This window comes from Lacinutrix salivirga (assembly GCF_053604675.1).
Genome location: NZ_JBSHNP010000103.1, coordinates 133,097 through 147,367 on the forward strand (window position 1 = coordinate 133,097; position 14,271 = coordinate 147,367).

A 14,271-nucleotide genomic window follows, 5' to 3' on the forward strand; every position below is an offset into this window, starting at 1 on the left:
TCTGAATTAAATTAAAATTCTAAATTAAATTATGCAGTTTGCATCTCGTGCTTACCTTCATAGACTTCCTCTACTAATTTAGAGCAAAATGCTGGTAAATCGTTAGGATTTCTACTAGTTACTAAGCCTTCATCCACAACAACCTCTTGATCTACCCAATTAGCGCCTGCATTTTCGATATCTTTTCTAATAGAATTGTATGATGTTACTTTTCTATCTTTTAAAACATCAGCTTCAGCTAGTAACCAAGGTGCGTGACAAATTGCGCCTACAGGTTTATGATTGTCAAAAAATGACTTCACAAATTTAACTGCTGTTTTATCTTTTCTTAATAAATCTGGATTAATAACTCCTCCTGGAAGCATCAACGCATTATAATCACTTTGTGAGACTTCATCAACTGTTTTATCTACCGTATATTCATTACTCCAATTGCCATCTGCCCAACTTTTTATCTTTCCTTTTTCTAAGGATACAATATGTACTGTAGCTCCAGCATTTTCTAAAGCTTGTTTTGGTTCTTTTAATTCACTTTCTTCAAATCCATTGGTTGCTAAAATTGCAACGGTCTTTCTCTCTAAGTTTTCCATTTTTGTTATTTTGGTTTTTATGTGTTAATAATTCGATTCCTTATCAATATACTATAAATACTAGTGTTTAAAGAGTTTTTGACTAGGTTTAACTTGAGTTTAATATCTTTTGTTAAAGAAATTGGTTATAGTGTTAAAATGAGTTTGAAATGTTAAAATTTATAGGAAGGCATTGAGATTATTACAATAGTTTTCACCTTAAAACAATTATAGTAAATCTAAATTTCAAGAAAAATAAATTTTGAATACTGTTGAATTGTTTTAAAATAAAAACAATAATTTGGTTTTAGCTAGACTCAACGAGATAATATAATCTATTGTTATAGGAAACTTAATCGGTTAGTACACAATATTGAGTTACCCAAAAATCCTAACCATTAACTCCTTTAGCAAATCACCTTGAGGTACTGCATTAGAATTTACACCTTTGCTCCTAACGTCAAATTCGCGTAAAGTAGAAATGACTTGGCTTACGTTTCTCATCGGAAAATTTCTGGCTGCATCCAAATACTCGTTTACAAAGTAAGGATTAACACGTAAAGCCGAAGCAACACTTCGTGGAGACTTATCTTTTAAGCCATGTAGTTGTAATAACTGCGAAAAGAAATTAAACAGTAACGACACAGTAACTACCATTGGATTATCCTTGGGATTTTCGGCAAAATAATTTACAATTTTATAGGCTTTTAATTGGTCTCTTGCTCCAATTGCTTTTCGTAATTCAAAATTATTATAATCTTTACTAATCCCAATATTCTCTTCAATAATCTCTGGAGTAATTTGGCTGTCTTTTGGTAAAATTATCTGTAGTTTCTCTAGCTCGTTATTAATTTTACTCAAATCTGTTCCTAAAAACTCTACAAGCATTTGAGCTGCTTTTGGAGAAATGGTATATTTTTTTGGTGCAAGTACTCTACGAATCCAATCTGCAACTTGATTGTCGTATAGTTTTTTACTTTCGTAAACCACACCAACCTTTTTAATCGCTTTATAAAGTGCTTTACGCTTGTCTATTTTTTTATACTTATAATTTACCACTAAAACTGTTGTGGGTTGCGGATTGGCAGCATAAGTGGCTAGTTTTTCGATAGTACGCGATAAATCCTGCGCTTCTTTTATAATAAGTACTTGGCGTTCTGCCATCATTGGATACCGTTTGGCATTCCCTACAATATCATCTATTGTAGCATCTCTGCCATACATAACCATTTGATTGAAACCCTTCTCCTCTTCGGCTAAAACATTTTTTTCAATATACTCAGAAATCTTATCTATATAATAGGCTTCTTCTCCCATTAAAAAGTAGATAGGCTTTACATTTCCGTTTTTTATATTAGTTACTAGTTGTTTGACTTCGTCCATTAAAAAAAAATCACCAATTTTGTGTAGTGCAAAAACTTAATTTCCCTACATATTCGTTCAGATTCAAAAATAGCGAAAATAAAACGCTTATTTACGATGAAATTCGTAAAAAATTTGTGGTTTTACAACCTGAAGAATGGGTTAGACAACATTGTGTGCGTTATTTGATAAACGAAAAAAAATATCCGAAATCATTAATTAACGTAGAAAAAGAATTAAAAATTAACGAGTTACGAAAACGTTATGATATTGTGATTTATAATACAGACGGAAGTATACACTTAATTGTGGAATGTAAATCGGCTAAAATAAAAATTGAGCAATCTACTTTCGATCAGATTGCGCGTTATAATTTAGCTTTAAAAGCTAGTTTTTTAATGGTAACCAACGGAATAAATCATTACTATTGTCAAATGGATTTTGAGGCAGAACGCTATCAGTTTTTAAAAAACATCCCTTGTTATAGTGAGCAGTGAGCAGTGAGCAGTGAGCAGTGAGCAGTGAGCAGTGAGCAGTGAGCAGTGAGCAGTGAGCAGTGAGCAGTGAGCAGTGAGCAGTGAGCAGTGAGCAAATTAAACTATTTAGATATGTACTTTTTACTTAAAAATTTAAAACTTTAAATACTTATTAAACATTAATTTTATAACTCAATAATTGAAAATAGCAGTCGTCATATTAAATTGGAATGGAAAAGCGTTGTTAGAGCAGTTTTTACCTTCTGTTGTAAACTACTCTAAAGAAGCAACGGTTTATGTTGCAGATAATGCTTCTACAGATGATTCTATTGCCTACATAAAAGCAAAGTTTTCAGAAGTAAAAATAATTAAAAACACTATAAATGGAGGTTACGCTAAAGGCTATAACGATGCCTTGCAATTTGTGGAAGAAGACATTTTTTGCCTATTAAATAGCGATATTGAAGTGACTCCAAATTGGCTCTCTCCTATTATTACAGCGTTTAACAATACTCCCGAAACAGCAATTATACAACCTAAAATTTTAGACTATAAAAACAAAACCTACTTTGAATATGCTGGAGCAGCAGGAGGTTTTATAGATAAATTTGGTTATCCGTATTGTAGAGGTCGTGTGTTTGATACTATAGAAAAAGACACTAAGCAATACGATGATAATAGCACTATTTTTTGGGCCTCTGGAGCTTGTTTTTTTATCAGAAAATCTGTTTTTAAAACGCTAAATGGTTTCGACGAGAGCTTTTTTGCGCACATGGAAGAAATAGATTTGTGTTGGCGCGCTTTTAATTTAGGCTACACCACAAAATATATTGGCACCTCAACAGTATATCATGTTGGTGGAGCAACTTTAAGCACAACAAACCCAAAAAAAACGCATTTAAATTTTAGAAACAGTTTGTTTACTTTAACTAAAAATGCAAAAGGTAATATTCTGTATTTAGTGTTTGTAAGGCTAGTTTTAGATGGAGTTGCAGCTTTACGTTTTTTATTTCAGCTTAAAATTACTCATGTTTTTGCTATTTTAAAAGCACATTTTAGCTTTTATATTAAGCTTCCAAGCCTGTTGAAAGTTCGTAAAACGCTTCCGCAGAAAAAAGATTACTACAATCAAACATCCATAGTTTGGTCGTATTTCGTATCTAACAAGAAAAAATTTAACAATTTGTAAGATAGTTAGTAAAAGTTTTGTTAATACTTATTTTAACATTTCTATTTTGCATACATTTGGAGTGTTAAAATTTAATTTTAATCCATTTAACCATTATGAAAAAAATATTTTTATTAAGTGCTACTGCACTATTACTTTTAAGCTCATGTGTTTCTAAAAAAGAATTCGCAGCCTTAGAAGCCAAACACAAAAACACACAAGACCTTTTAAATACTGCAACCGTTAAACTAAACCGTTGTTTAGCAGACGAAGCAGCATCTGCAGCACGACTTAAAGAAATGCAAGAACGTTTAGCAGACATGAGAGCAAATAACCTTGCTTTAATAGAAAGTACTAAGGATATGACAATGTTAACTGCACAAGGTGCAAAAAACGTAGAAAAATCTTTAGAAAGTTTAAAAGAAAAAGATTTAAGAATTACACGTTTACAAGATGCACTAACAAAAAAGGACAGTGTAACATTAGCCTTAGTCTCTAGCTTAAAGAAAGAAGTTGGATTAGACGATGAGGACATTCAAATTAATGTAGAAAAAAGTGTAGTTTTCATCTCATTATCAGACAAATTATTATTTAAAACAGGAAGCTATAACATTACCTCTAGAGCCAACGAAATTTTAGGTAAAGTAGCAACAGTAATAAACGGTAAGCCAGATTTTGAAGCTATGGTAGAAGGTCACACAGACAATGTACCATACAGCAGAGGTGTATTGTTAGATAACTGGGATTTAAGTGTAAAGCGTAGTACAGCAATTGTTAGAGCATTACAAAACTTAGGTGTAAAACCAGAGCAGTTAATAGCAGCAGGACGTGGAGATCACTTACCATTAGTGCCAAACGACACAGCAGAAAACAGAGCAATAAACCGAAGAACAAAAATTTACATACTTCCAAAAATCGATCAGTTTTACGAAATGATTGAAACAGAAATGAAAAATCTTTCGGAAGAATAATATTTAAACCTATTAGACCATAAATAAACAAGAAGCTCAACTATTAAGTTGGGCTTTTTTTATGGCGTTACCACAAGGGTCAGGCTATCCGTTATATCTTTTTTTGCCATATATGGCAGCAAAAAAAGGATGCCACTACTATCCTTAACGCAAGGACTACCTGTTATTTAAATTTTATAACGTAAGGCAAAATTAATCCGCAAACGTCCACACAGCCAATTCGTTACCAGAAGGATCATGAAACTGAAACCTACTACCTCCAGGAAACGAAAACGTATCTACAGTAATCTTTCCTCCAGCATTTATAATATTTTGTTTCGCTTGGTCTAAATTTTTGTGATACAATACAACTAACACTCCATTAACAATTGGTGCTTCGGTTTTTTCGAAACCGCCTTCTAAACCTGCTCCAGAAAAAGAAATATACTGCTCTCCGTAATCTGTAAAAGTCCAACCAAAAGCTGTGTTGTAAAAAGCCTTAGTGGCTTTTAAATCTGTAGATTTAAGCTCTACATAGTTTATGTGGTTGTTGGTTGGTTTCATAATTTTAGATAATAAATATAAAGATTCCTGTCCTCGCAGCACTTAAAAAATCTCTAAACTCCCTTTGCCTTCTCTAACTATTACAGCTTCACCTTCAGAAAAATCAATAATTGTAGAAGCTTCATTACCTCCATAACCTCCATCAATAACTAAATCTACAAGTTTATTCCATTTTTCTAAAATCAATTCAGGATCTGTAGTATATTCTAAAATTTCGTCGTCGTCTCTAATAGAAGTCGATACAATTGGGTTTCCAAGTGCTTTTACAATCTCTATAGCAATCGCATTATCTGGCACTCTAATTCCAACCGTTTTTTTCTTTTTAAAAACCGAAGGCAAAGAGTTAGAACCTGGTAAAATAAAAGTGTAAGGACCAGGCAATGCACGCTTAAGTACTTTAAAGGTTGAAGTATCTATTTGCTTTACATAATCACTTAAATTACTTAAATCCTCACAAATAAAAGAAAAATTAGACTTCTCTAACTTTACCCCTTTAATCTTTGCAATACGTTCTAAAGCTTTTGTATTAGTAATATCACAACCCAAACCATACACAGTATCTGTTGGATAGATAATTAAACCTCCACGTTTTAACACTTGTACAACCTTTTTAATTTCCTTAGGATTAGGATTTTCCTCGTAAATTTTTATAATTTCAGCCATAATAACTACCTTGTAATTGCGTTTACAAAGTAATTAATAATTTTGTTATGAAAAAGGGTTCACTGTATGTTATTTGTTTTCTTTTATTAAGTTCTGTAATTAGTTGTTCGGATTCCGACACTCCAAATCCAGAAACAACATTAAACCCTTTAGAAGCTTACCAAGAATTAAACATTTCTTATGGCGAAGATTCCGATCAGGTTTTCGATTTATACTTACCAGAAAACCGAACTACTAGCACAAAGACTATAATCTTAATTCATGGTGGAGGCTGGACTTCTGGCGACAAAACAGACATGAATGGTTTTAAAGAGTACATCCTAAATCAACTACCAAACTACGCAGTAGTAAATATAAATTACAGGTTGGCAGACCAAGATAATCAGCCTTATCCTATGCAAATAGATGATATTACAACAGTCGTAAATTATTTAAAAGCCAACCAAAGTAATTATGTGATTTCTAATAACATTGGTTTTATTGGTGCTAGTGCAGGCGCACATTTATCCTTATTATGGAGTTATGCTTTTGATGTAGATAACCAAACCAAAATGGTGTGTAGCGTGGTTGGTCCTACAAAATTTACAGATCCTGCATATTTAGAAAGTAATAATCCTGTATTGCAAGAGTTACTAGACACGTTTGGAATAGACACTACAACAGAATATTTAGAAGAAGTGAGTCCATACCATCGTGTAACTGTAAATGCACCTCCAACAATTCTGTTTTACGGAGGACAAGACCCATTAATACCAACTACGCAAGGCACGTTGATGCACGATAAATTAAACACTTTAGGTGTTACCAACGAGTTTTATTTATATCCAAATGAAGGTCATGGTTGGATTGGTTTAAACTTACTAGATACTACTATCAAATTGAATGCTTTTATAGTGAATACAATGTAGTTAATTTTTAAACAGTTAAAACACATTTCTATTTTAAATCATAATTTCCGTTTGCCCATTTTATAGTGGGTTCAATCCAGTCCATAATAGGTTTAAACAAAAAGCCATGTCCCAATCCTGTATTGAGTTCAAGTTCCTTAAAATGGCTAATTGTACATGTTGAATTTTCCTTGCGTTTTACTGCTGAAACACCAAAAGCATCAGACTCCTCATAGATTGTTAGAATGTTTCCGCAGTAATTAATCTCTGGTATAGTTTCCATATCACTTGCTCTAAAACTTGCGATAAACACAAAATTTAATTCAGGATTATTTGCTAAAGTAGACACGTATTGCGCAATATAACCTCCTTTAGAAGTTCCTACAACTGTTATATTATTTGAGCTTACACCTACATTTAATAAACTATCTATTTTCGCGACAACACCAAATGCATAGTCTCGTGCATTTACATTACCTTCCCTTTTTTCACTGATTACTGTAAAGCCTTCGTTTTTAAATACTTTAAGAATCTCTAAATATTCAGTTTTCCCATATTCTGAATGCAACTCTTCTAATTGATGAGTTTCTAAAAAACGATTATGAAGAAAAAACATATAGCGTTCTTCGTTATTCTCTTGGCATGAAAAGAACAAGATGTAAAACAATACAAGTATTGAAAGTGGTTTTCTCATTGAAAATAAGATTTAAAACTTGTTGTACATTTTAATAAAAATTCATCAATTCGAGTGAGTTTTGCAATTGAAAATGAGTGAAATTTGTATCGAGAATAAGAGTTTTAACTCAAAAAAGTTCTCGATACTATTTTTCGTGCCTCAAAATCACTCGAACTGACTGACTATTTAATAGTATGTATTAAAAATACTAAACGGTTTTATTATTAATACTTACTAAATCATTTGTTAAAGAAAAACACAACAATGGAATAGGATTAAACTCAAAAAAGTTCTCGATACTATTTTTCGTACCTCAAAATCACTCGAACTGACGGACTATTTAATAGTTTGTATTAAAAGTACTAAACAGGTTTATTGTTAATACTTACTAAATCATTTGTTAGAGAAAAACACAACAATGGCATAGGATTAAACTCAAAAAAGTTCCCGATACTATTTTTCGTGCCTCAAAATCACTCGAACTGACGGACTATTTAATAGTATGTATTAAAACAATTAACGGGTTTGTAGTTAACTCTTACCCAATAACCTCCAATTTAGCAAAACGCAATAACAGTTTTTTTGTGCCTCCAATTTCGAAATTAATTTCGGCTTTAACGTCGCCTCCTTTGCCTTCAATTTTTAACACTTCGCCTTTTCCAAAGCGCAAATGCTTCACAATATTACCAACCACTAAACTACTATCAAACAAATTGGTATTGGTTTGAGAGCTGGTTTCGGTTACTTTTTTAAGATTTTTAGGTGTGGTGACTTTAAATTTTTCAGGTTCGGTTTTGGGACTGCCTTTCTTTTTAAATTGTGGCTGTACTGGCTTTTTAAATCTAATTTTATTAGGTTCTACATCGCCAAAAATATCTGCTGAAAGCATTGGATTTATTCGTCGTTCTTCGATTGGAGTAATAATATCTAAATACTCATCATCTATTTCTTCAATAAAACGGCTTGGTTCAGAATCTATTAATTTTCCCCATCTGTAACGCGATAAAGCATAAGTTAAATAGGCTTGCTTTTCGGCTCTAGTTAGTGCCACGTAAAATAAACGTCGCTCCTCCTCTAACTCGCTACGTGTGTTCATACTCATAGCACTTGGAAATAAATCTTCTTCTAAACCTACAATATACACATAAGGAAACTCTAACCCTTTAGCTAAGTGAATCGTCATTAATGCCACGTGATCTGCATCGCCTTTGTCTGCATCCATATCTGTCGCTAATGCAACATCTTCTAAAAATTCGGCTAAAGAATCTGAAGCATCTGCAAGCTCTAGTTGGCCTTCAACAAAATCTTTAATACCATTTAATAGCTCTTCTATATTTTCTAAACGCATTACACCTTCTGGTGTACCATCTTTATTAACTTCTCTAATTAAGCCACTAGTTTTAGTCACGTGCTCTGCCAAATCAAAGGCATTTGCAGTTTGGTTCATTACTTGGTAGCTTTCAATTAGCGTTACAAAATCTCTAAGCTTATTTTTTGTACCATTATTAATTTTTAGATCTAAATGGTCTATTTCTTTTAGGACTTGAAAAATAGTTTTGCCTAATCCATTTGCTGCAACTACAAGTCTATCTATAGTTGTTTGGCCAATACCTCTTGCTGGATAATTTATAACACGCTTTAGTGCTTCCTCGTCTGCTGGATTTAAAATTAGACGTAAATACGCTAAAACGTCTTTAATTTCTTTACGTTGGTAAAAAGACAATCCTCCATAAATACGATAAGGGATTTCGCGTTTTCGCAAAGCATCTTCCATGGCACGCGATTGCGCATTGGTACGATATAAAATAGCAAAATCGCTGTGCTTAAGTTGTTCGTTCATTTTGTTTTCGAAAATGGAACTTGCAACATAACGACCTTCGTCTGCATCTGTTAGCGAGCGATGTACTTTCACTTTTGGACCTTCGTCGTTTGCTGTCCATACTATTTTATCTAATTTGGTTTGGTTTTTATCTATAACCGAATTTGCTGCATTTACTATATTTTTGGTCGAGCGGTAATTTTGTTCTAATCGATAGAGTTTTACATCGTCGTAATCCTTCTGAAAATTGAGAATATTATTAATATTTGCACCACGAAAGGCGTAGATACTTTGTGCATCGTCACCAACAACACATATATTTTGAAAACGGTCTGCTAATGCTCTAACAATTAAGTATTGTGAGTGGTTGGTATCTTGGTACTCATCCACCAAAATATATCTAAACTTGTCTTGATATTTAGCTAATACTGCAGGAAAACGTGTAAGTAATTCGTTGGTTCGCAGTAATAAATCGTCAAAATCCATTGCTCCTGCTTTAAAACAACGGTCAACATATTCTTTATAAATTTCTCCCATTCTTGGACGCCTTGCCATGGCATCTGCTTCCATTAATTCTGGATTACTAAAATAGGCTTTAACTGTAATTAGACTATTTTTATACGAAGAGATCCTGCTATAAACTTGCTTGGTTTTATAGATGTCTTTTTCTAATCCCATTTCTTTTATAATGGAACCCAAAAGCCGTTGCGAATCTTGTGTATCGTAAATTGTAAAATTACTTGGGAAACCTAAATGATGACCTTCGAAACGAAGGATTTTAGCAAAAACCGAGTGAAAGGTTCCCATCCATAAATTTTTTGCTTCTCCATCGCCAACAATAGTGGCAATACGCGATTTCATTTCGCGAGCTGCCTTGTTTGTAAAGGTTAATGCTAATATATTAAAGGAATCTACTCCTTGACTCATTAAATAAGCAATACGATAGGTTAACACACGTGTTTTACCAGATCCTGCTCCTGCTATCACAATCATTGGACCATCCTTTTGTATGGTTGGCGCTAATTGTGCTTCATTTAACTGACTTAAATACTTCTCCAAATTGCTGTCTTTTTTGTAGCGTGAAAATAACCAATACTTAGGGTTTTATGCTCCAGAATTATTAATAATTATAAACAATATTAAGCCACACTGTTAACTGTAGTAATTAGTCCTTATTTTTTTTACCATCTCCAGCCATAGCGCTAAACAAGCCGCCTTTTAAATTAAGCCATACAAAATTAAAAACCGATTTGGTTTGGTCGCGTCTCACATCCTTTTTAGAACCATTTCTAAAATCGTCTGGATTATCATTACTGTTTTTAGAAATGAATAAATTCACTAAACCAGAAAGTAATTTGTTTTTCTCTTTTCCTCGTTTATTAAGGATTATAGCCTCGAAATTATTGTATTTTGTTTTTAAATCTATATTGGATTTTAAATCATTGCCTGCAATTGTAAAATATATTTTTTGAAGCTCGCCTTTAAATTCAATATTAAGATTTGGCTTTAAAAACGGATTTAAATCTTGTCCTGGTAAGTTGTCAATCTCACCCTTAAACACAAAATAATCGTTACTATCTTGTACATTAAACGACCAATCTATTGCTATTGGTGTTGTTTTCATAAATTTAGCTTTTATAGTCGCACTAGTTTTTGTGCTGTCTGCGTAATTATTACCAAGATTTACAATTTTAGCATTTAAATTTTTAAAGTGGAGTTCTCCTGCTTTCTCGTCTGGCTTTACCAACTCTGCATAAGTTAAATTAGCGTCGTTTAGTGTAATGTTATCTAAACCTAAATCAAAGTTTAAATCTCTTAACATTTTACTGTATAGTGGCTTTTTTGTAGGATCATCCTCAACTAATTTATCTCTAAATATTTCTGCATTAATGGTATTTAAATCAGTATTTTGTGCTTTAAAAAATAGTTTGCCATTAGCCTTAAAACCAATATTTTGGTTAGCAATATTTATTTTATTTATAGTCAGGTTAAAATAATCGCGTTCGGTTTTAAGTAGATTTGAAAGTTGTTGTTTTGAATATTTAGTTTTTAAATGGAGAGTAGTTATTGAAGTCGATTTATCTGTAATTTTAGCTGAAGCAATCTCCATATTTTCAAAATCATTAAGTGCATAAAAAAGTGAATCCACTTCTAAATTAAAAGCTTCCATAGTGATTGGCACTTTTGCTTCAGTTTTTGCAGAATAAGTTGTGTTACTACTAGTAAAGTTAACTGTATCTGTTTTAAGGATTACAGCTTCATTTGAAAACTTAAGTATTTCAACTTTACCATTTACAACACTTATTTGTTGTACTATTATTTCTTTATTTATAGTTGAAGTATTCTTTTTAAAAGCTTCAGTATTTACTAATGGATTATGATAATAGGTAATATTTGGTTTTGTAATTATAAGTTTTTCAACTAAAATATTATCGTTTACAAACCAATTCCAATAGCTTAGGTCGTCAATTTTTAATTGTTCTAAAGTTGCGATTACTAATGTAGAGTCTGTATTTTCTCCTAAAATTTTAATGTTTAAATCCTTAAAAGTAACATCTCCTCTAAATGTGTTGATGTCTAAATCCGAATAAGTTATCTGCGTATTTGGTTGTAAATCGTCTATTTTATCTTCAATTTTCGACTTTACTTTTGCACTTAATATTGCAAAAGCTATGATTAAAATTATTACTATTAATGCTACAATAAGCAGTGATTTTTTTACGATTTTATTCATAGTATAAAGATACAGAAATGAAATAACATTCTTATTTATGGCTTTTTAAATTTTGTTGTATTTTATTCTTATTTTTGAGAAAACCCTTCTTTACTTATGGATTCCCTTTTAAACTTTTTATCTAGCATTTCCTGGTGGTTATGGATTATAATAATTTTAGTTGTTGTAGCTATTCGCGATGTTTTACAGCGTAAACATACTATTAGCCATAATTACCCAATAGTTGGCCATTTACGTTATTGGTTTGAAAGTATTGGTCCTGAAATTAGGCAATATTTTATTGCAAATAATAGAGAGGAGTTACCTTTTAATCGTATTGAACGTGGTTGGGTTTATGCCTCTGCTAAAGGCGAAAATAACTACGAAGGGTTTGGTACTGATAGAGATATTTATGCGCATCAGCACATTTTTATTAATAATGCGATGTTACCGTTTAAAGTAGAAGACGATCATGTTAACGCAAAAGACAAGTACTTTTTACCATGTGCTAAGGTCATTGGTGCACATAATAAACGTAGGCGACCATATCGTCCTGCATCTATTATAAACGTGTCTGCAATGAGTTTTGGTTCGTTGTCTGCAAGAGCCATAGATTCGCTTAACAAAGGCTGCAAAATAGCTGGAGCATACCATAATACAGGAGAAGGTGGTTTATCACCTTACCATAGAAATGGTAGTGATGTGGTGTTTCATTTTGGAACAGGTTATTTTGGTGTTCGTACTGATGATGGCAATTTTTCTATGGAAAAAATGAAAAAACTAGTAGAAGACAATCCATTTGTTCGTGCTATAGAATTAAAATTGTCTCAAGGTGCTAAACCAGGAAAAGGTGGTGTTTTACCAGGAGAAAAAATAAATAAAGAAATAGCTGAAATTAGAGGTGTTGAAGTTGGAAAAACTGTGTTGTCTCCACCAAACCATAAGGCGTTTACAACGATACCAGAAATGGTAGATTTTATTGAAGCTATTGCCGAAGAAACAGGATTACCTGTTGGCATTAAAGCTGCTATTGGAAAACTAGAACAATGGGAAGAACTTACAGATATTATGAAAGCAACTGGTAAGGGTCCAGATTTTATTACTGTAGATGGTGGCGAAGGTGGAACTGGTGCAGCACCTCCAAGTTTTGCAGACCACGTAAGTTTACCTTGGGTTTACGCTTTTGGAGATTTGTATAAATTGTTTAAAAAGAAAGGTTTAGAGCAACAAGTGGTTTTTATTGGTAGTGGCAAATTAGGGTTTCCTGGTAAGGCTGCGATGGCCTTTTCTATGGGAGTTGATGTTATTAATGTGGCCAGAGAAGCTATGATGAGTATTGGTTGCATCCAAGCTAAAGTTTGCCATACCAACCGTTGTCCAAGTGGTGTTGCAACACAAAGTAAATGGTTACAACGTGGTATAGATGTGCCTTTAAAATCTGAACGCGCAGGACAATACTTTAAAACCTTTAGAAAAGAATTTTTAGAAATTACACATGCTGCAGGTTACGAGCATCCTTGCCAATTTAAAATGAGTGATATAGAAGTTAATGTGGACGACCATAATTTATCGTCTGAGTTAAGTTTAACCTATCAATACGAGAAAACACCTGTGCCTTTTAATGGTATGCAATCTTTAAAAGCGTGTAAGCATTTAGGTGGTTACAAAGCGGAAAATGAGGCTTAATTAAATAATTTTAAAAACGCTTTTTTGTTTGCTCTAGAAATTGGTACGCGTTGCGTATTCTCTAAAACAAGATAGCCTTCGTTTTCAAAATGCCTCACTTTTTCGAGGTTAACAATATGTGATTTATGGCACTTAAAAAATTTGTTGCACAATAATTTTTCGAATTTACCTAAGTTGTACGAGCTTATAATTGTGGTATCGTTTAGCAAGTGAATTTTAGTATAGCCTTCATAACCTTCTAAGTGTAATACTTCTTCTTTTGGGATAAAAGACATCCCTTTTTGTGTTGGGACTATAATTTTGTGATTGCTTGTTATCGTTTCGGATAACAAACCCACGAGTTTGTGGTTTTTTTCAACTTCAGTCTTTGTGTTAATAATAGTTAAAGCTTTATTAACAGCAATTACTAAATCGCTATCATCTATTGGTTTTAAAACGTAATCAACTGCATTTTGTTTAAATGCTTCAATAGCGTATTCGCTGTATGCTGTAACAAAAATCACTTGGAAATTTACAGTTTGTAATTTCGATAATAGCTCGAAACCATTAATACGAGGCATTTCTATATCTAAAAACACTAAGTCTGGTTGCTCTGTTTCTAATGCTTTTATAGCGTCTTCAGGTTTTTGAAAACTATGTTGTATAACTAGGTCTGGAAAGAGTTTGCCTAATTTTTGCTCTAACCCTTTAAGATTAGAAATTTCATCGTCAATTAATATCGCTGTGTGCTTAATCATA

General features: G+C 32.6%; 13 protein-coding genes. 5 read left to right on the plus strand and 8 right to left on the minus strand.

Annotation, left to right across the window (positions count from 1 at the left end; genetic code table 11):
• Window positions 1–29: 29 nt before the first annotated feature.
• Together ACVC5O_RS08000 and holA are read right to left on the minus strand one after the other, a co-directional pair.
• Complete coding sequence (locus ACVC5O_RS08000; RefSeq protein ID WP_452220954.1) at window positions 30–590, minus strand: type 1 glutamine amidotransferase domain-containing protein; 561 nt, start codon at window positions 588–590, stop codon at window positions 30–32.
• A gap of 357 nt (window positions 591–947) precedes the next feature.
• Window positions 948–1,952, minus strand: coding sequence for a DNA polymerase III subunit delta (gene holA, locus ACVC5O_RS08005; RefSeq protein ID WP_452220955.1), 1,005 nt, complete (start codon window positions 1,950–1,952; stop codon window positions 948–950).
• Window positions 1,953–1,978: 26 nt separating this feature from the next.
• On the opposite strand from holA, the gene ACVC5O_RS08010 reads away from it, so the two are divergent.
• The 3 genes from ACVC5O_RS08010 (at window position 1,979) to ACVC5O_RS08020 (ending at window position 4,546) form a co-directional block, all read left to right on the plus strand.
• Entirely contained in the window at window positions 1,979–2,428 is a 450-nt protein-coding gene (locus tag ACVC5O_RS08010) for a type I restriction enzyme HsdR N-terminal domain-containing protein (protein WP_452220956.1), read from the plus strand.
• Window positions 2,429–2,606: 178 nt separating this feature from the next.
• Complete coding sequence (locus ACVC5O_RS08015; RefSeq protein WP_452220957.1) at window positions 2,607–3,596, plus strand: glycosyltransferase; 990 nt, start codon at window positions 2,607–2,609, stop codon at window positions 3,594–3,596.
• Between the two features lie 95 nt (window positions 3,597–3,691).
• Entirely contained in the window at window positions 3,692–4,546 is an 855-nt protein-coding gene (locus ACVC5O_RS08020; protein ID WP_452220958.1) for an OmpA/MotB family protein, read from the plus strand.
• 192 nt (window positions 4,547–4,738) lie between these two features.
• Here the strand turns inward: ACVC5O_RS08020 and ACVC5O_RS08025 are convergent, their stop codons facing one another.
• Together ACVC5O_RS08025 and ACVC5O_RS08030 are read right to left on the minus strand one after the other, a co-directional pair.
• Complete coding sequence (locus ACVC5O_RS08025; protein WP_452220959.1) at window positions 4,739–5,089, minus strand: VOC family protein; 351 nt, start codon at window positions 5,087–5,089, stop codon at window positions 4,739–4,741.
• Between the two features lie 42 nt (window positions 5,090–5,131).
• Window positions 5,132–5,752 carry an L-threonylcarbamoyladenylate synthase gene (locus tag ACVC5O_RS08030; protein WP_452220960.1) on the minus strand — a complete coding sequence of 207 codons (621 nt, stop codon included), beginning with the start codon at window positions 5,750–5,752 and terminating at the stop codon, window positions 5,132–5,134.
• Window positions 5,753–5,799: 47 nt separating this feature from the next.
• Between ACVC5O_RS08030 and ACVC5O_RS08035 the strand changes: the two genes are divergently transcribed.
• Entirely contained in the window at window positions 5,800–6,660 is an 861-nt protein-coding gene (locus ACVC5O_RS08035; protein WP_452220961.1) for an alpha/beta hydrolase fold domain-containing protein, read from the plus strand.
• Window positions 6,661–6,688: 28 nt separating this feature from the next.
• Here the strand turns inward: ACVC5O_RS08035 and ACVC5O_RS08040 are convergent, their stop codons facing one another.
• The 3 genes from ACVC5O_RS08040 to ACVC5O_RS08050 form a co-directional block, all read right to left on the minus strand.
• Complete coding sequence (locus ACVC5O_RS08040) at window positions 6,689–7,333, minus strand: alpha/beta hydrolase (protein ID WP_452220962.1); 645 nt, start codon at window positions 7,331–7,333, stop codon at window positions 6,689–6,691.
• A gap of 520 nt (window positions 7,334–7,853) precedes the next feature.
• Window positions 7,854–10,193 (minus strand): ATP-dependent helicase, encoded by a 2,340-nt coding sequence (locus ACVC5O_RS08045; RefSeq protein ID WP_452220963.1) that lies wholly within the window; start codon window positions 10,191–10,193, stop codon window positions 7,854–7,856.
• A 106-nt stretch (window positions 10,194–10,299) separates the two neighbouring features.
• On the minus strand, window positions 10,300–11,868 hold the full coding sequence (locus ACVC5O_RS08050; protein ID WP_452220964.1) for a hypothetical protein: 1,569 nt from the start codon (window positions 11,866–11,868) through the stop codon (window positions 10,300–10,302).
• A gap of 96 nt (window positions 11,869–11,964) precedes the next feature.
• On the opposite strand from ACVC5O_RS08050, the gene ACVC5O_RS08055 reads away from it, so the two are divergent.
• Entirely contained in the window at window positions 11,965–13,533 is a 1,569-nt protein-coding gene (locus ACVC5O_RS08055; RefSeq protein ID WP_452220965.1) for an FMN-binding glutamate synthase family protein, read from the plus strand.
• On the opposite strand, the gene ACVC5O_RS08060 is transcribed toward ACVC5O_RS08055, so the two are convergent.
• Window positions 13,530–14,270 (minus strand): LytR/AlgR family response regulator transcription factor, encoded by a 741-nt coding sequence (locus ACVC5O_RS08060; protein ID WP_452220966.1) that lies wholly within the window; start codon window positions 14,268–14,270, stop codon window positions 13,530–13,532. The two genes, ACVC5O_RS08055 and ACVC5O_RS08060, sit on opposite strands and share 4 nt — an antisense overlap.
• Window position 14,271: the final 1 nt, after the last annotated feature.